This window comes from Polaromonas sp. 39-63-25, assembly GCF_002278925.1.
In the GTDB taxonomy this organism is placed as follows: domain Bacteria; phylum Pseudomonadota; class Gammaproteobacteria; order Burkholderiales; family Burkholderiaceae_C; genus Polaromonas.
In genome coordinates this window covers 62467-80814 of sequence record NZ_NCJH01000015.1, presented here as the reverse complement: position 1 = coordinate 80814, position 18348 = coordinate 62467, and the positions used below count along the sequence as shown (strand labels likewise).

General features: G+C 62.7%; 17 protein-coding genes and 2 riboswitches. Of the genes, 10 read left to right on the top strand and 7 right to left on the bottom strand.

The features are described 5' to 3' along the window. Nucleotides 1–27: 27 nt before the first annotated feature. The 4 genes from B7X65_RS17250 to B7X65_RS17235 all read left to right on the top strand — a co-directional run bounded on the left by B7X65_RS17250 (nucleotide 28) and on the right by B7X65_RS17235 (nucleotide 4810). A complete protein-coding gene (locus tag B7X65_RS17250; RefSeq protein ID WP_293595533.1) occupies nucleotides 28–1434 on the top strand; it encodes an outer membrane beta-barrel protein in 1407 nt (468 codons plus the stop codon). 198 nt (nucleotides 1435–1632) lie between these two features. Then, entirely contained in the window at nucleotides 1633–2154 is a 522-nt protein-coding gene (locus B7X65_RS17245; protein ID WP_293595532.1) for a hypothetical protein, read from the top strand. A gap of 342 nt (nucleotides 2155–2496) precedes the next feature. Further along, nucleotides 2497–3591 carry a chorismate synthase gene (aroC, locus tag B7X65_RS17240; RefSeq protein ID WP_293595531.1) on the top strand — a complete coding sequence of 365 codons (1095 nt, stop codon included), beginning with the start codon at nucleotides 2497–2499 and terminating at the stop codon, nucleotides 3589–3591. 13 nt (nucleotides 3592–3604) lie between these two features. Then, nucleotides 3605–4810: an MFS transporter gene (locus B7X65_RS17235; RefSeq protein ID WP_293595530.1), complete on the top strand. Its 1206-nt coding sequence runs from the start codon at nucleotides 3605–3607 to the stop codon at nucleotides 4808–4810. A 92-nt stretch (nucleotides 4811–4902) separates the two neighbouring features. Here B7X65_RS17235 and B7X65_RS17230 read toward each other — a convergent pair whose 3' ends face one another. Further along, the gene (locus tag B7X65_RS17230) at nucleotides 4903–5784 is read right to left on the bottom strand and encodes a DMT family transporter (RefSeq protein WP_293595529.1); all 882 of its coding nucleotides are present in this window, start codon (nucleotides 5782–5784) and stop codon (nucleotides 4903–4905) included. Nucleotides 5785–6093: 309 nt separating this feature from the next. Between B7X65_RS17230 and arfB the strand changes: the two genes are divergently transcribed. Next, nucleotides 6094–6510 (top strand): alternative ribosome rescue aminoacyl-tRNA hydrolase ArfB, encoded by a 417-nt coding sequence (gene arfB / locus B7X65_RS17225; RefSeq protein WP_293595528.1) that lies wholly within the window; start codon nucleotides 6094–6096, stop codon nucleotides 6508–6510. Nucleotides 6511–6617: 107 nt separating this feature from the next. Here the strand turns inward: arfB and B7X65_RS17220 are convergent, their stop codons facing one another. Further along, nucleotides 6618–7199: a hypothetical protein gene (locus B7X65_RS17220; RefSeq protein ID WP_293595527.1), complete on the bottom strand. Its 582-nt coding sequence runs from the start codon at nucleotides 7197–7199 to the stop codon at nucleotides 6618–6620. 188 nt (nucleotides 7200–7387) lie between these two features. Beyond that, nucleotides 7388–8311 (bottom strand): LysR family transcriptional regulator, encoded by a 924-nt coding sequence (locus B7X65_RS17215; protein WP_293595526.1) that lies wholly within the window; start codon nucleotides 8309–8311, stop codon nucleotides 7388–7390. Between the two features lie 147 nt (nucleotides 8312–8458). Between B7X65_RS17215 and B7X65_RS17210 the strand changes: the two genes are divergently transcribed. Further along, entirely contained in the window at nucleotides 8459–9304 is an 846-nt protein-coding gene (locus B7X65_RS17210) for a class III extradiol ring-cleavage dioxygenase (protein WP_293595525.1), read from the top strand. 38 nt (nucleotides 9305–9342) lie between these two features. Then, the gene (locus B7X65_RS17205; protein ID WP_293595524.1) at nucleotides 9343–10008 is read left to right on the top strand and encodes an alpha/beta fold hydrolase; all 666 of its coding nucleotides are present in this window, start codon (nucleotides 9343–9345) and stop codon (nucleotides 10006–10008) included. A gap of 120 nt (nucleotides 10009–10128) precedes the next feature. Here the strand turns inward: B7X65_RS17205 and B7X65_RS17200 are convergent, their stop codons facing one another. Then, nucleotides 10129–10536 carry a phage holin family protein gene (locus tag B7X65_RS17200; RefSeq protein ID WP_293595523.1) on the bottom strand — a complete coding sequence of 136 codons (408 nt, stop codon included), beginning with the start codon at nucleotides 10534–10536 and terminating at the stop codon, nucleotides 10129–10131. A 414-nt stretch (nucleotides 10537–10950) separates the two neighbouring features. Here B7X65_RS17200 and B7X65_RS17195 point away from each other — a divergent pair, with 414 nt between their 5' ends. The 3 genes from B7X65_RS17195 (at nucleotide 10951) to B7X65_RS17185 (ending at nucleotide 13366) form a co-directional block, all read left to right on the top strand. Continuing rightward, the gene (locus B7X65_RS17195; RefSeq protein WP_293595522.1) at nucleotides 10951–11331 is read left to right on the top strand and encodes a hypothetical protein; all 381 of its coding nucleotides are present in this window, start codon (nucleotides 10951–10953) and stop codon (nucleotides 11329–11331) included. A 218-nt stretch (nucleotides 11332–11549) separates the two neighbouring features. Next, complete coding sequence (locus B7X65_RS17190) at nucleotides 11550–12104, top strand: hypothetical protein (protein ID WP_293595521.1); 555 nt, start codon at nucleotides 11550–11552, stop codon at nucleotides 12102–12104. 755 nt (nucleotides 12105–12859) lie between these two features. Beyond that, entirely contained in the window at nucleotides 12860–13366 is a 507-nt protein-coding gene (locus tag B7X65_RS17185) for an AAA family ATPase (protein ID WP_293595520.1), read from the top strand. A 217-nt stretch (nucleotides 13367–13583) separates the two neighbouring features. Here B7X65_RS17185 and gcvP read toward each other — a convergent pair whose 3' ends face one another. The 3 genes from gcvP to gcvT are packed head-to-tail and all read right to left on the bottom strand — an operon-like array spanning nucleotide 13584 to nucleotide 18063. Continuing rightward, a complete protein-coding gene (gcvP, locus tag B7X65_RS17180) occupies nucleotides 13584–16478 on the bottom strand; it encodes an aminomethyl-transferring glycine dehydrogenase (RefSeq protein WP_293595519.1) in 2895 nt (964 codons plus the stop codon). 48 nt (nucleotides 16479–16526) lie between these two features. After that, nucleotides 16527–16895 carry a glycine cleavage system protein GcvH gene (gene gcvH / locus B7X65_RS17175; RefSeq protein WP_293595518.1) on the bottom strand — a complete coding sequence of 123 codons (369 nt, stop codon included), beginning with the start codon at nucleotides 16893–16895 and terminating at the stop codon, nucleotides 16527–16529. A 25-nt stretch (nucleotides 16896–16920) separates the two neighbouring features. Continuing rightward, nucleotides 16921–18063 carry a glycine cleavage system aminomethyltransferase GcvT gene (gcvT, locus tag B7X65_RS17170; RefSeq protein WP_293595517.1) on the bottom strand — a complete coding sequence of 381 codons (1143 nt, stop codon included), beginning with the start codon at nucleotides 18061–18063 and terminating at the stop codon, nucleotides 16921–16923. A 42-nt stretch (nucleotides 18064–18105) separates the two neighbouring features. Beyond that, a riboswitch (glycine riboswitch) is annotated at nucleotides 18106–18207 on the bottom strand. A gap of 23 nt (nucleotides 18208–18230) precedes the next feature. Beyond that, a riboswitch (glycine riboswitch) is annotated at nucleotides 18231–18333 on the bottom strand. Nucleotides 18334–18348: the final 15 nt, after the last annotated feature.

Sequence of the window (18348 nt, the reverse complement as noted above, 5' to 3'; positions counted from 1 at the left end):
GCTTCCCATCCCATGCAAAGGATTTTCATGACTCATGCCATTCGTTCTCAGCCGATCGCTGCACAGGCGCCGCAGCGGACCCGATTCCCTCTCAATTTAGTAATGACCTTGATATTGGCTGGCTGGATGGCATCTCCGTCAGGGGTGCAGGCACAGCTCTTGGTGTCCGATCCAAAGGCTGCTTCAGACGTGCCTGCGGAATCGCCGCCTCCTCCGCCGGAAGTTTCACCCAGTCGCATTCGGCCTATGACACCGCCGCAGCCTCAGGGTAGCCCCTACCAATTGGGGTCGTTCACGGTGTACCCCGAAATTGATGTTATCGGGGGATATGACAGCAACGTTTATTACTCCAATACCTCGCCCGTGAGCGATGAATACCTGACTTTATCTCCCTCGATCCTGCTGCAATCGAACTGGGCAGAGCATGCCCTGAATATTCGGGCCGGCGCCGACTTCATGCGCTACCGGGACCTGAAAGACGAGAACATCGATGACGCCAATATCAGTGTTGAAGGTCGAAGAGACATTTCACCGAACATGAACGTTTATGGGGGCGGTTATCTGTCAACGAACCATGAGGACAGAGAATCGCCCGATGTGCGCAATGGACTGACGCCCACCCGCTACGCGCAAAACCGGTTCTATGCTGGCTTTTTCCGCAGAATGGGGCCCTGGTCTGTTCGTGTCGCGGGCAATGCCATGAAGCTGGACTATCGCGACGTTGATTTTGTAACCGGGGGCGGAGCCATCGGGGTCATTAACAATGACGACCGCGATCATTGGCAACACACTGGCGGCGTGCGGGTGGCTTATGAGTGGTCTCCAGAGCTTGAAGGGTATGCGCAAGTGGCGGCAGACCATCGTCGATACAGTGACGCTGTTGACGATCTGGGGTACCAGCGTAGCTCAACGGGCATGCGCTATCTGATCGGCGCCAAGTGGAGCATTCCGGAAAAAACCATGATGGATGCCTATGTGGGCCACATGAGCCAGGATTATGACGATGTGCGCAGCCAGGACGTCAGTAAGCCGATGGTGGGAGGTAAATTCACCTGGTTTGCAGGGCCGCGCACCACGCTGGCCGCGCTTGTAGACCGCACGATTGAGGAAACCTCGGTGACGCAGCGTACAAGTGCAGGCGTTTTGAACGTGGCAAGCAGCTACGTCAACACCTACGGCTCACTGGAGCTCAGTCACAAGCTTTCGGAGCAGTGGTCAGTGCGTGCTGCCTCCAGCCTCTCGCGTGTTGCTTACCAGGGGATTGTTCGATCGGACGACTACAGGTCCGACAGCGTTGGGGTTACCTACAAACCTAACCGGCGCATGATAGTGAATGTTGACCTGATCGACCGGCGCCTGAAGTCCAGTCTGCCGACAGAGAATTTTTCAAAAACCATGGCGATGATTCGGCTGACTTTTCCGTTCATGCCCTGAGGAAAATTGCAGGATGCAGCCACTTCTTGTGCGTCCTGCTGTGACTTGAAGTTCAGGCCATCGAGATGAGAAGCCGGTCGATCTGATTTCCGCAATCACTTGTAGCTTGACATATCAAATTCCCAAAGAGTTTGGCCGGACCTGTGTGATCGACATCCGGCAAGCTAATTACGATCACGTTCAACTCAGGAGTTTGTTATGAAAAAGACTTTGGTTCCTGTGGCTATCGCAGCTGCATTGGCGTTTGGCGGCGTTGCTTTGGCCGCTGGAGGCGGTGGCGGTGGCGGAGGTGTTGGTGGGGGTGCTGGCGCTGGTGCTGCTCCCGGCGGCGGCGCGCTTTCCTCAAATCCGGTGCGTACCCAGCAGCAAGTGCAAAGCCAGCAACAACTACAAGTACAGAACCGTGCGCAGCTTAAGACCCAGGACCAGCTTCTGAAGCGTACCCGGGATCAGTTGAAAACCCAGGACCAAGTGCTGACCCGGACCCGTGACCAGTTGAGGACCCAGGATCAATTGCTAACGCAAACCCGTGATCAACTGAAGTCCCAGGATCAAACGAAGACGCAGACCCGAGACCAGCTTCAGATCCAGGAGCAGATTCATGTGCAGACCCTTGATCAGTTGAAGACTCAGGAGCAGGTTCAATTGAAAACCCTTGATCAGTTGAAGACTCAAGAGCAGGTTCAATTGAAGACACGGGATCAGTTGACGGCGAATTGAACGGCGAAGTTGCCGGATGTGACGCTTGATCCGGGTCACTGCGACAGCTTCCACGGCCTCGCTTTTTGTCGATGGGCTTGCGGAACTGGCCGTAGCCCGATCCGTAGGCGGCCGGTATCGCGAGGGGCCGCTGCTTCATTGGCATGTAACGCTTTTCTCCTCCACGGGTTGTGCTTCAGGACGATGTATTCAACCGTGCCCGACTCAGCGCGTTGGTCGAGTGTGGCTGGGGCAGCAACCTGAAACGGGTGACGGCAATCTTGACAAGCCTCGCTGGCCTTTTTCTCCGAACCCTGCCTTCCAGCGTGCCCCGCCCCGCAACCATCTGGGATAATCTCCCGCATGAGCGGCAACACCTTCGGCACCCTATTCGCAGTCACCAACTTCGGTGAATCCCACGGCCCGGCCATTGGCTGCGTGATTGACGGCTGCCCGCCCGGCATGGCGCTGAGCGAGGCTGACATCCAGGGCGACCTGGACCGGCGCCGGCCCGGCACCAGCAAATACGTGACGCAGCGCAATGAACCGGATGCGGTGGAGATTCTTTCCGGCGTCTACGAAGGCAAAACCACCGGCACGCCGATCTGCCTGCTGATCAGGAATACCGACCAGCGCAGCAAGGACTACGGCAACATCCTGGACACCTTTCGCCCCGGTCATGCGGACTACAGCTATTTGCAGAAGTACGGCATTCGCGATCCGCGCGGCGGCGGCCGGGCCTCGGCCCGGCTGACGGCGCCCATGGTGGCGGCCGGTGCTGTCGCCAAAAAGTGGCTGCTGGAAAAATACGGCACCACCTTTCGCGGCTGCATGACGCAGATCGGCGACATCGCCATTCCTTTCGAGGCTTGGGCGCACGTGCCCCACAACCCATTTTTTGCGCCGGTAGCCGATGTAGCCAAGCTGGAAGCCTACATGGACGAGCTGCGCAAGGCCGGCGACTCGTGCGGCGCGCGCATCCGTGTCACGGCCACGGGCATGCCGGTGGGCCTGGGCGAGCCGCTGTTCGACAAGCTCGACGCCGACATCGCCTTTGCCATGATGGGTATCAACGCCGTCAAGGGTGTGGAAATCGGCGCGGGTTTTGCCAGTGTCACGCAGCGCGGCACCACGCACGGTGACTCGCTGTCGCCCGCGGGCTTCAAGTCGAACAACGCCGGCGGTGTGCTGGGCGGCATCAGCACCGGGCAGGATCTGGAAGTGTCGATTGCCATCAAGCCGACCAGTTCCATCCTCACGCCGCGCGAGTCGGTGGACATGGCCGGCGCGCCGACCACCGTCGTCACCAAGGGGCGGCACGACCCGTGTGTGGGCATACGCGCCACGCCGATTGCCGAGGCCATGCTGGCGCTGGTGGTGATGGAGCATGCCTTGCGCCAGCGCGCGCAATGCGGCGACGTGGTGCCGCCCATGCAGGCGATCAAGGGCTCCGTGTGAACAGGTCCTGACCATGCCAGAAGCTGCGGCCAGGCGCCGCCAGCTGGTGCCGTTTGCGGCGCTGTCGGCCAGTTATTTTGCGCACATCGGGTTTTTCAACCCCTACCTGCCGCTGTGGCTGCAGGACCTCGGCTTCAGCATCCTGGCGATCAGCCTGCTGACTTCGGTGCAGGCCGCCACGCGGCTGTTTGCGCCCTACGGCTGGGGCGCGCTGAGTGACCACACCGGGGAGCGCGTCAAGCTGCTGCGTTACGGCGCCACGGTGGCGCTGATCTCGTCCCTCGGCCTGTGGCTGGACTTTGAATCCACTTACGGCGTCTGGTGGCTCACGGCCGTGTTGCTGGTGATGTTCACGCACACGAGTTCCATGATGCCCATGAGCGAAGCCGCCATGGCGCACCTGATCAGCCAGGGCGGGGCCTTTGACGCACGGCGTTACGGACGCGTGCGCCTGTGGGGTTCGCTAGGCTTTTTGTTCACGGTGTTTGCCGCGGGCAGCTGGTTCGAGATCTTTGGCATGAAACACTTTCCGGCCTGGACCTTCCTGTCGCTGCTGGCCGTGACGGTCAGCGTCTGGCTGCTGCCGGACCTGAAGGAGGCGGTCAGTGCCCACGATCTGAAGCTGCCTGTATGGCCGATTTTTCGCCAGAGGGCCGTGGTGTGGTTTTTTGCGTCGGCATTTTTTCATGTGCTGGCGCACATCAGCATCTACGTGTTTTTCTCGCTCTACCTCGACGCGAATGGCTACAGCAAAACCATGATCGGCGTGTTGTGGGCGTTTTCGGTGGTGGTGGAAATCGGCTGGTTCTACACCCAGGGCCGCTGGCTGCCGCGGTTGAGCCTGACCGCCTGGCTGATGGTGTGTTCGGCTGCCATGGCGCTGCGCATGGGCATCACCGCCGTCTGGCCCGGTGTGCTGCTGCTCATGCTGTTTGCGCAGGCGTTGCATGCGCTGACGTTTGCCACCCACCACACGGTCTGCATCGCGCTGTTGTCGCACCATTTCCCCGGACGGCTGCGCGGCCGCGGCCAAGCGCTGTACGTGGTGGTGGCTTACGGCTTGCCGGGTGTGCTGGGGGGGCTGGTCGGCGGGCTGCTGAGTTCGGCTTTCGGGCTGGTCAGTGTGTACTGGGCCTGCCTGGCCGCCAGCCTGGTGGCGACGGCCTGTGCCTACCGGGCCTGGCGCGTGCAGCGCAGCCTGGAAGCTGCCGCACCCTGACAAGCGGCAGGTCTACAAGCGTTTCAAGCCTCTAGCCCCTGTCCCGCGGGCGCAAGCAGCTATCAATACAGTAGCGTACGGCGTTGAACCGTTCAGCGTTCCGGCGGGGCGCGGAAGGGGTTGAAGCCGGTGATCAGCGCCGTGGCGGCCAGCACCAGCACGCAGCCCGGCGCCATGCCCCAGGTGACCGGCTCGCCGAGGAACATGCCGCCCCAGGCGACGCCGAACAGCGGAATCATGAACGCTGCCGAGGTGGCGGCGCTGGCCGTGATCTCGCGCATCAGGCGCATGCTGATCCAGTACATCAGGCCCGAGGTGAAGATGCCCAGCACCGCCACGGCGATCAGTGCGCCGCTGGTGGTGTGGGCCGAGGGCAGGGCCGCAGCGGAGGGCAGCAGCAGGAAAACCGCGGCCGCCACATGCACCACGGCCGAGGCCGGCAGCGGGTCGTGCGCCATGGTTGCGCGTTTCATCAGGATGGCGCCAAAGCCGTAGGCGGCGGCAGCGGCGGTGCAGGCCAGCGCGGCCAGCACCACGCGGGGTGTCACCGCCACCGGCCCCAGCTGCACCAGCAGGGCGACACCAGCAAAACCCACGGCACAGCCCAGCAGCCGGCGCGACGTGAGCCGCTCCTCGCGCGCCAGCGCGGCGCCCAGCACGCCGAACAGTGGCGCCGTGGCGTTGAGCACGGCCGAATACCCGGCCGGGATCACCAGCGCGGCCCAGTTGAACAGCACAAAGGGCGCGACCACCGTCAGCACACTGAGCAGCGCCAGGCGCGGCCAGGCCGCACGCGGCGGCCAGTGCGCGCGCAGCGCGCGCATCAGCAGGGTCAGCACCAGCGCAGCCAGGATGCAGCGCACACCGGCCAGCAACCACGGGCCGAACGCCGGGCTGGCAATGCGAAGCAAAGGGAAGGAGCCACCCCAGAGGGCGGACAGGGCGATGAGCTGGAGGAAGTGTCGGGTGTGCATGAAAAGCCGGTCGGATCAGGGGATTGTCCGGGATTCGGGGCGGGTGTGCAGGGGGATCTCAGGTGTGTCTTGGCTCTTGTTCTCTTTTCTGACCTTATGGGCTTGCGGGCTTGCTGGTGCTCAGAGACGGAACGAAGAAGCTACAGACTTGATTCATCCAATGGCAGCGTCTTCTAGAATGCCCCATGCCTCCCCCCGACAACTCCCTTCCACGCGAGTGCATGGACACCGCGCACCTGAATGCGGTGTTCGCCCGGCTGTTGCCGAGTTTTTTTGACGCGCAGCGTTCCTGAGTCAAGCCGCCTCGCCATGCCGCCTGTCGCTCCCCTGGAAGTCAATGAAGCCGAAGTCGAGATCAGCGCCATCCGTGCGCAGGGCGCCGGGGGGCAAAACGTCAACAAGGTGTCCAGCGCGGTGCACCTGCGCTTCGACATCATGGCCTCTTCGTTGCCCGAGGATGTGAAGGAGCGGCTGCTTTGCCTGCGCGACAGCCGCATCACGCAGGAAGGTGTGCTGGTGCTCAAGGCCCAGCAACACCGCAGCCAGGAGATGAACCGCGCCGACGCGCTGGCCCGGCTCAACGAAATTGTCAACAGCGTCGCCGTGCCGCCGCGCGTGCGCCGCGCCACCAAGCCGACCTATGGCTCCAGGCAGCGGCGCCTGGCAGGAAAAAGCCAGCGTTCGGAGATCAAGGCCTCGCGCGGCAAGGGCGGGGTCAGCGAGTAGCTGGCTTGAAGCTTCAAGCCTTTTTGGGCTCTGGCCCTTGTGTCACGGGCGCTATCAGCTATTGAATCGATAGCGGTTGCGCCGGACCGACGTGGCAAAGGAGGCCGTCAGTTGGTCAGCGCAGACGGCACGGATCGCGTCACGAAGTCCAGGTGTTCAGTCCACCCCCTCAGGCAAACCTTCCACGCACCCGGTTGGCAATCGGCCTCGTACCTGCGCAGCAGCGCGAAGACACTTTCCTTCGGGATGCCAGCCGCGGCATAGGCCAAAAAATCGGTGTCGGAGTCGCCATAGGCAAACCTGAGCTGCCAGCCATGGGCCATGAAGTCTTTCAACATACGCGTCTTGTAGACATCGGGGCGGCTGCGATCTTCATCCGTTTGTGCCACATGGAGGCTGCCGGCAGGAAAACCGTTGTCTTTCAGCCAGCCGGGGATGTTGGCCGAAAACCAGCTGACACGGGTGCTGAGGTAGATGATGGTGTAGCCCTTGTCGGCGAACAGGCGCACAGCCCTGGCCGCATCCTCGCGCGCTTCAAAAATGGTCGACACGGCGGGTGTGAGCGTTCCGTCGATGTCGAACACCACGGCCTGCGCCTGCCTGGGCGGCGCATCCGCCACCGCCGCAGGAGGAAGTTGCGCGCAGCTGCTGCACAACACGGCGACCGAAAGAATGATCAGATGGCGCATGGAAGCTCCTTTGCAGGGACCAGTCCCATTTATTGCGCAATTCTGATCGCGTGCCGACCGGAATGCATCCTCCAAATGAAGGAGCGCAGCGGCGAAAAAACCAGTATCGACCCACCTCCGGAAATTTCAGGAAAACGGCCTTTAGTCCTTGTTCAATGGGTGCCGGCAGCTCCTGATTTAATAGCAAATTAGCGACCCGTCGGCGCCACGTCCGCCGCCGCCCAGGCGGGTTTTTCAAACGCGTCTGCAAGAAAATCCACCATGCGCCTGACCTTGAGCGACAGGTGTTGCCGGCTCGGGTACACCGCCTGAATGTCCAGCGTGGGTGCCTGGAAGCGGGGCAGCACTTCTTTCAGGCGACCGTCATGCAGGGCCGGCCCGACGATGAAAGTGGGCTGCAGGATCAGGCCCTGGCCGGCCAGCGCGGCGGCCAGGCAGGTGTCGCCGGAGTTGGTGCGCAGGCGTGGTTGGGTGAGCACGTCCTCCTTGCCGTTCGGTCCTTGAAACGACCAGGTGTCGCCGCCCGACCAGTAGGTGTAGGCAATCACCGTGTGCGCGGCGATGTCTTCCAGCGTACGGATGGCGGGGTGCCGCTTCAGGTAGCCGGGGGCGGCGCACAGCACCAGCCGCGTGCTTGCCAGGCGCTGCGCGACCAGGCTGGAGTCGGGCAGGCGTGCAATGCGGATGGCGAGGTCATACCCTTCATCGACCAGGTCCACCACGCGGTCGGACAGGGTCACGTCCAGGCTGACCTGCGGGTACTGCTGCAGGAAGCGGCCCCACAACGGCGCCAGGTGCAGGTTGCCGAAGGTCACCGGGGCATTGATGCGCAGGCGGCCGACCGGTTGCACGGTGTTGGCGCTGGCGGCGGCGTTGGCCTCGGCCAGGTCGTCGAGGATCTTGAGGCTGCGCTCGGCATACGCCACACCGGCTTCGGTCAGCGACTGGCGGCGTGTGGTGCGGTTGAGCAGGCGCACGCCGAGGCGCGCCTCCAGTTCCAGCACCAGGCGCGACACCATGGCCTTGGAGCTGCCCAGCCGCTCGCCCGCCTTGACAAAGCTGCCGCTCTGCACGACGGCCACAAAGGCTTCCATCTGGCGAAACTGGTCCATGGTGGGCTCGAGGAATTGAGAAGAGAGGTGTGGGAAAGCTGGATTGTCTTGCATTCCAAGACAATTAATCAATAAATTCGATATTTATCTTTAAAGGGTAGACAACTATATTGGAAGGGTTCTTTCCTGTTCTCAAGGAGTCCCGCCATGTCTGCCCGTTCCGCTTCTGCTGTCTCTGTCCTTCCTGCGCTGTTCATCTCGCACGGGGCGCCGCTGTTTGCCACCGAGCCGGGGACGACCGGGCCGGCGCTGACGCGCTGGGGCTGGGCGCTGAAAGAGGCGGCCGGGACTGGCCTGCGCGGCATCGTGCTCATGTCGCCGCACTGGATGGCGCGCACGCCCGCGGTGATGACGAATCCCGCGCCGGCCACCTGGCACGACTTTGGCGGTTTTCCGCAGGATCTGTATGCCTTGCAATATCCCGCCCCCGGCCATCCGGAACTGGCGCGTGAGGTGCTGGGCTTGTTGCAGGGGGCGGGCATCGCCGCGCAGGGCGACGACAAGCGGCCGCTGGACCACGGCGCCTGGGTGCCCCTGATGCATTTGTTTCCTGACGCCGACGTGCCGGTGGTGCAAGTGGCGTTGCCGGTGTCTTATGGCCCGGCCGAAACCTATGCCCTGGGCCAGGCCCTGGCCGGCCTGCGCGAGCGCGGCGTGCTGGTGGTCGGATCAGGCAGCATGACGCACAACCTGGGCGAATTTTTTGGCGGTGCACGCGAGCCGGCGCCTTATGTCGTTGCATTCAGCCGCTGGGTCGAGTCCACGCTGGAACGCGGTGATTTTTCTGCCATGCTGGACTACCGGCGCCAGGCATCCGACGCGCAGCGCGCGCACCCCAGCGAAGACCACTTCCTGCCGATCTTCTTCGCGCTGGGTGCGGCCGGTTGGGGTGGCCCCCAGGGTGCGCGGCCCGACTACCTGAGCCGTGAGGTGATGTACAGCATGTTGGCGATGGACAGCTTCGCCCTTGCCGCGCCCGTGCCGGCGCACTGAAATCAACTGGCCCTGTTTGCCCAACCCGGAGTTCCCTGATGACGATGGATTTGCCCCTTTCTTTCCTGCACCGTCCCGCAGCGGCGGGCGCAGCCCAGCCCTGGTTGCTGGTGCTGATGCACGGCGTCGGCAGCAATGAGGACGACCTGTTTGGCCTGGCGCCCCACGTGCCGCCCCACTTCCACGTGCTGAGCTTGCGCGCCCCGAACGTGATGGGGGCCCGCGCCTACGCCTGGTTCGAGTTTGGCGTCACGCCGCAGGGAGAACGTGTCATCAACGAAGCACAGGAAGTCGCCAGCCGGCAGACCGTCGCGCAGACCGTGGCATCGGCGGCAGCACAACTGGGCATCGCTCCTGGGCGCGTGGTGGTCGGCGGTTTCAGCCAGGGCGGCATCATGGCGCTCTCGCTGCTGCTGACGCAACCCGCACTGCTGCAGGCGGCGATGGTGATGCACAGCCGCCTGCTGCCGCAGGTGCTGCCCTTGCTGGCGCCGACCGAGGCGCTGCAAGGCAGGCAGCTCTGGCTCAGCCACGGCACCCGCGACCAGGTGATTCCGCTGGCGAGTGCGCACGCGATTCGCGCGCTGGTGGAAACACTGCCGATCAGCTTGCGTTATGCCGACTACCCCAGTGCGCACGAAATCATCCAGCAGGAACTGGGTGAGGCGATGGCCTGGTTGCAGCAGCTCGCGGCCGAGGGCTGATGACCCGGTGACGCAGTGTCGGGTTGGGTGCGCTATTTAAAAGATAGCTGCTTGCGCCCGCCCCGTCTGGGCTGGAGCGCGATTTGACATGATGATTGGGCCGAACCGGTTCTGCCGGACTCAGAGCCACACGCCACTGCCGGGCATCTGCATCGGGATGGCATCGGGCCCGCTGCCCACCAGAACGAAGGCGCCTATCACCCAGCTCAACACGGCGATGAAGATGCTGGCAAAAAAGGCCGTCCAGAAGCCCGAGACCTTGAAGCCGCGCACCAGCGCGGAGACCAGCAAAATCATCAGGGCATTGATGACCAGCAGGAACAGGCCGAAGGTCAACAAGGTCAGCGGCAAGGTCAGCACAATCACCAGCGGCTTGACAATCGCATTCGCAAAACCGAGCAGCAGCGCCGAGATGACCAATGAGGAGGTGTCTGCAAAGCTGATGCCCCGAAAGACACGACTGGCCAGCCAGAGCGACAGCGCGGTGATGGCCCAGTGCAGAAGGAAAAGAATCAGGTGGTCGAACATGGCAGGTGATTGGGTGGGCGCAGGGCGCAAGCCTTGGGCTGGCGGACGGTAGCAGGCATTATCCGGCCTGGGCGGTGAGGGTGAAGATTCGCAGCCGCTCACGCGGGGCCCGAGGGCCGGCGACCATGCCAGCAGGACGGATGCGCCGGCAAGGCCTGTCGCTCCATCGCCACCTTGTGCGTCAGCCAAACGTCTGTGGAGCGACGGCAGATTTCACTGCCTCCTCCGAATGGGGGTGTTCAAACCCCATCGGCAGATGCAGAATCGCCTCCAGGGCAAATCCAGTTGCTTCGTGCGAGCTGCGGGGTTTGCCGCTATTTTTAATGGAGCAAACCCGTCAAGTGGGGGACGCTGTGCATGCCATTTTGCCGATGAATTTGCGGTCTAAATTCGTTATTTGCTAAGGGAGAGTGCATGCTGAATGCTTATGGATTTGAGGGGCCCGTTTGGGATGCGGCGAAGAAGCAGGCGACTAATGCGCTTGTCGAGGTTGCGCGGCGGCGCGGGCGAATAGCCTACTCGGAACTCGTCGCTCAGATCACAGCGCTCTCGCTCGAGCCTCACGACCCTCGACTGTTCCATCTTCTCGGCGAAATCAGCTCTGAAGAAGATGCAGCTGGGCGCGGCATGCTCACAGCAATTGTGGTGCACAAGTTCGGCGACATGCAGCCTGGACCTGGCTTCTTTGAGCTAGCAAAATCTCGGGGACGGAATACCAAGGATATGCTCGCGTGTTGGATCGCTGAATTCAACAAGGTGCATGACTATTGGGCAAACAAGCGTGCTGGCACGTAACGTGTTAATCGACGTGGATCGACACCTGCAGGAAGCGGCTTCTCCGCGGGCGGTGGTGGTCCGGTCATTTTCACGTTAGGGCAGGGGCAGCTATGTCGAGCCCCGCAATTCCAGATGTCATCACCGTCGTGGGCTCTGCATATCTGCAGCCGATCGCAGACCTACTCTGTAAGCTTCTGAAGCGGCCTATATCGGCTGCAGGTCCAGCTGGCACAAGCATGCACGAGAACGGCTACTCGGCTGCCCTCGTCGTCCTTCTGGTGGCGGTGCTCGAGTCGTACACAGCACGACTTCGCTTTCTGCGGAGTGCGGAACCAATCGCTGGAAATCTCAGTACGCCGGACCTTCTCGCCAAGTACTTTCCTTTCCTCCCTCAAAAAAATGAACTGTTGGAAGTGTTTCTCGTTCGGAATATCCTCGCGCACAATCACATCTGGCACCTCGATGTTTCCGACTTTGCAGGCGCTGGCTCTCCGACTCTCGCTACTCCTAAGGAGCTGGGTTTTCAGACCAACAAGCACTACGAGCAGATAGTCGACGTCCCAGCCCGTAAAACTCGTACCTTACGACTCAATGTCAGTCCCACGGCCATGGACCGATCCGACGTACGGAACGTGTTCGATGTCGTGTGGCGCACGCTCAAGTTCATGAGCGCCCAGAACTTCAGCCACACACCATTAGCAGGCTCTACAGTCGCCTTTCGAGGAAAGCGCCGGCAATTCGAGGACCTTCTCCACGAAATAACAGACGAGGGTAGTGTTGATGCGCACTAACAGGACGAGCGACAAGGACGTCCTGCGGGCGGGCTTCGCTCGCCCACTGTCCGTTGGCTATTTTCAGCGTTGACCAGCATCCAGAATAGTGAAGCGACCAAACCACGGGACATCGGCTGAGTTCGACGCGGGGTGATGGTGGCCGACTGCTTTCAGTGTTGAGCCGACATGGTGCCCCACCTGTTTGGCCATCGGACGTCAGGCGATAGCGCGATGTCCCGCCAACCCCCGGGCTACAAGTGAAATAGGCCTCCAGTCCTTTTAAGATGGGCGGAGACCGCTATGGAATCAATAGCAAAAATATCGCGACTGCTTGTGCCCGAGACGCTGGCTCACGCGTAGTCAGCCACCGGCACGCAGCTGCTGAACAGGTTGCGGTCGCCAGAGACGTTGTCGACGCGGCCCACGTGCGGCCAGTACCTGACCTGTTTGAGCGCGGCCAGGGTTCGCTTTTGATGGGTCCGACCATCAGCGTGCCGGGTATGGGGAAGCTCAAGCAGGGCGACGCGTTGACGACCGGGCGTACAGGTGTGGGCATACCGGCCTCATCCGCGCCATGCACGGCAAAGACGTTCCTGGCGAGGTCAATTCCTGCGGTTACGATCGCCGTGATTCCCCTTCCGGGTCAGTGGATGAAAAGTTTGACTTCTTCATCGTGGCGCCTTGTTGCCGTCACTCGCAAGTCTCTGGGCTCGCGGTTCGCCTGGGACGGGGAAGTCCCTTTCATTCGTTAGCCATCACAAGTTCCATCCCACATGCCTCAGCTTCACCTTATTGAAGGCCCGGTCGGTGCGGGCAAGTCGACCTACGCGGCCGACCTCGCCATACGGATAGTCGGTATTCACATCGCCCTTGACGAGTGGTTCGCGCGACTGTTTTCCCCAGATCGCCCGAATGCCGATGTCATGCCCTGGTATATGGAGCGCAAGGAACGCCTTGCCGATCACATCTGGAGCCACGCGCAGGTGCTGCTCAAGTCAGGGGCGAAACCCATCCTGGAACTTGGCCTCGTTCAGCAAAGGAGCCGGGAAGCCTTCTATCAGAGGGCTCAAGCCGCTGGTATTGAGCTGCAGGTCCATGTACTCGAAGCCTCGCGCGAGGTCCGCCGGGAAAGGGTCGCACGCCGGAACATCGAAAAGGGCCCCACGTTCTCGATGGTGGTTCCGGAGCCGATTTTCGAGCTCGCCAGTGACGTGTGGCAGAGCCCGGATGCCGCAGAGATTGCGCAGCACCGGATCGAAGTGATATTCACGGACGCCTGAGCAGCCGGGACAGCCAATCCCTCCGTCAAGGCGACGGCCTACAGCGGGGCACTGGGCTTGTTGGGCCGCCCGGCCTTTTAACCTCAGGCGACGGTGCGTTTCCCCGCCGACTCCATGTTACAAGGAAAATAGGCCGCTAGCCCTTGTCGCACGGGCGCAAGCAGCTATGAAATAAATAGCAAAAAGTCCCGGGGCTGCTTGCGCCCGGGACGCTTGCTCACGCGTAATCGGCCACCGGCACGCAGCTGCAGAACAGGTTGCGGTCGCCATAGACGTTATCGACGCGGCCCACGGGTGGCCAGTACTTGACCTGCTTGAGCGTGGCCAGCGGGAAGGCGCCGGTTTCGCGCGAATACGGCCGGTCCCAGTCCGCGCCCAGCAGGCTGGCGGCGGTGTGCGGTGCATGTTTGAGCGGGTTGTTGTCCTGCGGCCAGGTGCCGTTTTCAACATTGCGGATCTCTTCGCGGATCGCAATCATCGCGTTGATGAAACGGTCCAGCTCGGCCAGGGTTTCGCTTTCGGTGGGTTCGACCATCAGGGTGCCGGGCACGGGGAAGCTCAAGGTGGGCGCGTGGAAGCCGTAGTCCATCAGGCGTTTGGCCACGTCTTCGGCGCTGACGCCGCTGGTTTCCTTCAGCGGGCGCAGGTCCAGGATGCATTCGTGCGCCACATGGCCGTTGGCGCTGGCGTACAGCGTCGGATAGTGGTCCTTCAGGCGCGCGCTGATGTAGTTGGCGCTCAGGATGGCCACTTCGGTGGCCTGCTTCAGGCCTTCGGGGCCCATCATGCGGCAGTACATCCAGCTGATCGGCAGCACGGCCGCATTGCCCAAAGGGGCTGCCGAGATGGCGCCCACGCCGTTGACCGGCAAGCCGGCCGTCGCATGGCCAGGCAGGTAGGGCACCAGGTCGGCCACCACGCAGACCGGGCCCACACCGGGGCCGCCGCCGCCGTGCGGAATGCAGAATGTCTTGTGCAGGTTCAGGTGGCTCACGTCGCCGCCGAACTCGCCGGGTGCAGCCACACCGACGAGCGCGTTCATGTTGGCGCCGTCCACGTAAACACGGCCGCCATGGCTGTGCACCAGGGCGCAGAGTTCTTTCACCTGCGTTTCGAACACGCCGTGGGTGCTGGGGTAAGTGATCATCATGCAGGCCAGGTTCGCGCTGTGCTGTTCGCACTTGGCTTTCAGGTCGGCCATGTCGACGTTGCCCTGGGCATCGCAGGCGGTGACGACCACCGTCATGCCGGCCATCTGTGCGCTGGCCGGGTTGGTGCCGTGGGCCGACGAGGGGATCAGGCAGATGTTGCGGTGGCCCTGGCCATTGGCTTCCAGCCAGGCCTTGATGACCAGCAGGCCGGCGTATTCGCCCTGCGAGCCGGCGTTGGGCTGCAGACTGATGCCGGCATAACCCGTGGCCTGGCACAGCCAGTCGCGCAGCTGCTGGTCGAGTTCGGCGTAACCCTGCAACTGGTCCTGCGGCGCAAACGGATGGATGTTGGCAAACTCGGGCCAGGTGACGGGAATCATCTCGCTGGTCGCGTTGAGTTTCATGGTGCAACTGCCCAGCGGAATCATGCTGCGGTCCAGCGCCAGGTCCTTGTCGCTGAGCATGCGGATGTAGCGCAGCATGCCGGTCTCGGAGTGGTGCGTGTTGAACACCGGGTGCGTCAGGAAGTCACTGGTGCGGCGCAGCTCCTCGGGGATCAGCGGCTCGACGCCTTTTTCAAAGTCGCCCAGGCGCGGCATGGGCTGGCCGGGCTTGACGAAGAAGGACCAGAGCATCTCCAGGTCTTCCCGCGTGGTGGTTTCATCGAGCGACACGCCCAGGTGGTTGGTCAGCCGGCAGCGCAGGTTGGCTCCCGACTGGCGGGCGCGTTCAGCGATGGAATGGGTCGCGTCATCGGTCTTGACGGTGACCGAGTCGAAGGCGCTGGCGTTGGCGATGTCGTAACCCATCTGCTGCATGCCGCGCACAAAAATGGCGGTGTAGCTGGCCACGCGCTGGGCAATGCGCCTGAGGCCCTGCGGCCCGTGGTAGACCGCGTACATGCTGGCCAGCACGGCTGGCAGCACCTGCGCGGTGCAGATGTTGGAGGTGGCTTTTTCGCGGCGGATGTGCTGCTCGCGGGTCTGCAGCGTCAGGCGGTAGGTCGGGTTGCCGTGCACGTCGATGCTGACGCCGACCAGCCGGCCCGGCATGGAGCGCTTGAACTCATCGCGGCAGGCGAGGTAGGCCGCGTGCGGCCCGCCGTTGCCCATGGCCACACCGAAGCGCTGGGTGTTGCCCAGCACGATGTCGGCATCCCATTCGCCGGGGGGTGCCAGCAAGGTGAGTGCCAGCAGGTCGGCGGCCACACACAGGGCGGCGCCGTCCACATGCGCCTGGCCGGCCAGCGGCCGCAGGTCATGGATGCTGCCGGTGGTGGCCGGGTACTGCGCCAGCACGCCGAAGTAGTTGCCCTCGGCCATCAGCTGCGGCACGGTTGCGGCGGCGGTGCTGACCTTGACCTCGATGCCCAGTGGCCTGGCACGCGTCTGGATCACCTCGATGGTCTGCGGGTGGCAGTCGCCCGCAACGATGAAGACATTGCTTTTGCTCTTGACGCTGCGTTTGGCCAGGGTCATGGCTTCGGCGGCGGCCGTGGCTTCGTCGAGCATGGACGCGTTGGCCATGGGCATGCCGGTCAGGTCGCAGACCATGGTCTGGAAGTTGATGAGCGCCTCCATGCGGCCCTGCGAAATTTCAGCCTGGTAGGGCGTATAGGCGGTGTACCAGGCGGGGTTCTCAAGAATGTTGCGCAGGATGACGCCGGGCGTGTGCGTGCCGTAATAACCCTGGCCGATGAAACTCTTGAAGACCTTGTTCTTCGCCGCCATGGCTTTCAGCTCAGCCAGTGCCTGGGCTTCCGTGACAGGTGCGGGGATGGCCATGGCCTGGCTGCGGGCAATGCTGCGCGGCACGATGCCGTCGATCAGCGCGCGCCTGGAAGCGGAGCCCACGGCGCTGAGCATGTGGGTTTCGTCGGCCTCATCGATGCCGATGTGGCGGGCAATGAATTCGGAAGCGTTTTCAAGCTCGCGCAGCGGCTTGGCGGTGGGCATCAACATGGCAGTTTCCAGGAATCGTTCGTCCGAACGGTGGGGCGGGAGGGCTATTTAGGCAGTCGCGGAAAAAGAGGTGTAGCTGGTCTCATCCATCAGCGTGTCCAGCTGCGACTTGTCGGCCAACTTGACCTTGAAGAACCAGCCGGCACCCAGCGGGTCGGTGTTGGCCAGCGAGGGGGCGTCGCGCAGGGCTTCGTTGACTTCGGTGATTTCGCCGCTGATGGGCATGTAGACGTCGGCTGCGGCCTTGACCGATTCGACGACCCCGGCGACTTCTTTTTGTGCCAGCGTGCTGCCGACGGAAGGCAGGTCCACAAACACCACGTCGCCGAGCGCATCCTGCGCGTGGTGGGTGATGCCGACGGTGGCGACGTCGCCGTCAACGTTGATCCATTCGTGGTCTTCGGTGTACTTGATCATGGGGTTCTCCAGAATAATAAAAACTTCAACCGCGGAAATAGCGATTCGGAACAAAAGGCATGGCGCTGACTTCCATGGGCACGGGTTTGCCACGCACGATGGCGTTCACGCGTGTACCCATGGCCGAGAATTCGGGCTTCACGTAGCCCATGGCCACGGGTTTGTCGATGCTGGGGCCCAGCAGGCCGCTGGTGACTTCGCCAATTGGCGTGCCGTCCAGGCTTTGCAGGGCCGTGTGGTCGCGCACGGGAATGCGCTCCAGTGCGACCAGGCCCACGCGCTTGCGGGTCAAGGTGGCGGGGTCGGCCAGTTGCGCCAGCACCTTGGCTGCCCCCGGAAAACCGCCGGCGCGTGCACCGCCGGTGCGGCGCACTTTCTGGATCGCCCAGTTCAGGCTGGCTTCGACCGGTGTGGTGGTGGTGTCGATGTCGTTGCCATAGAGGCACAGGCCGGCTTCGAGCCGCAGCGAATTGCGCGCGCCCAGGCCGACGGGTTTGACTTCGGGCTGGGCCAGCAGGGCGCGGGCCAGCGTGTCGGCCTGCGCGGCAGGCACGGAAATTTCGAAACCGTCTTCGCCGGTGTAGCCGCTGCGTGTGAGGAAGCAGTCGCAGCCTGCCACGGTAAAACGCCCGCCGGTCATGAACACCAGTTTCTCGACGCCGGGTGCCAGGCGCGACAGCGCGGTAACGGCCTGCGGGCCCTGCAGTGCCAGCAGCGCCATCTCGGGCATGGGAATGACTTCGCAGCGTGCGCCAATTTTTTGCCGGATATGCGCGATGTCGCCCACCTTGCAGGCACCGTTGACGATGACGAAGATGTCGCCGCCATTGAGGTAGTCCCGGTTGAAGAACATCAGGTCGTCGATGATGCCGCCGTCTTCATTGAGCAGCAGGCCGTAGCGCTGCTTGCCGGCGGGCAGGTCGATCACATCGACCGGGATCAGGGTTTCCAGCGCGGCTGCGGCCTCAAGACCGACCAGGTGCAGCTGGCCCATGTGCGAGACATCGAACAGACCGGCGGCCTGGCGGGTGTGGTGGTGTTCGGCCATGAGGCCGGCCGGGTATTGAACCGGCATGGCGTAACCGGCAAACGGCACCATGCGCGCGCCCAGTTCCAGGTGCAGGTCGTACAGCGGTGTTTTCAACAGGACAGGATCGGTGGCGGACACAGGCGTTCTCCGGGGCAAGTCGTTATCCATGAAAAATCATGGGCTGCCCCTGCTGTCCTCTTTACCTGAGAGATTCGCCTGGCGATGCAGGTTTGCTCCTTCGGTGGACCACCTCGAAGGTGGTCTCTCTCCAGTAGGGAACGCCGCCCGGAAGATGTTCGCCCGGGTGGCGGTTGCCAGTCCTTTTGCCTGAGCGTTCAGAGCACCATTGGGGTGCCGCATGCGCCTTCGGCGGTTTTCGCGAGGAAAACTCTCTCCTGACCGCGCAAGTGTAGCTGAAGCCGG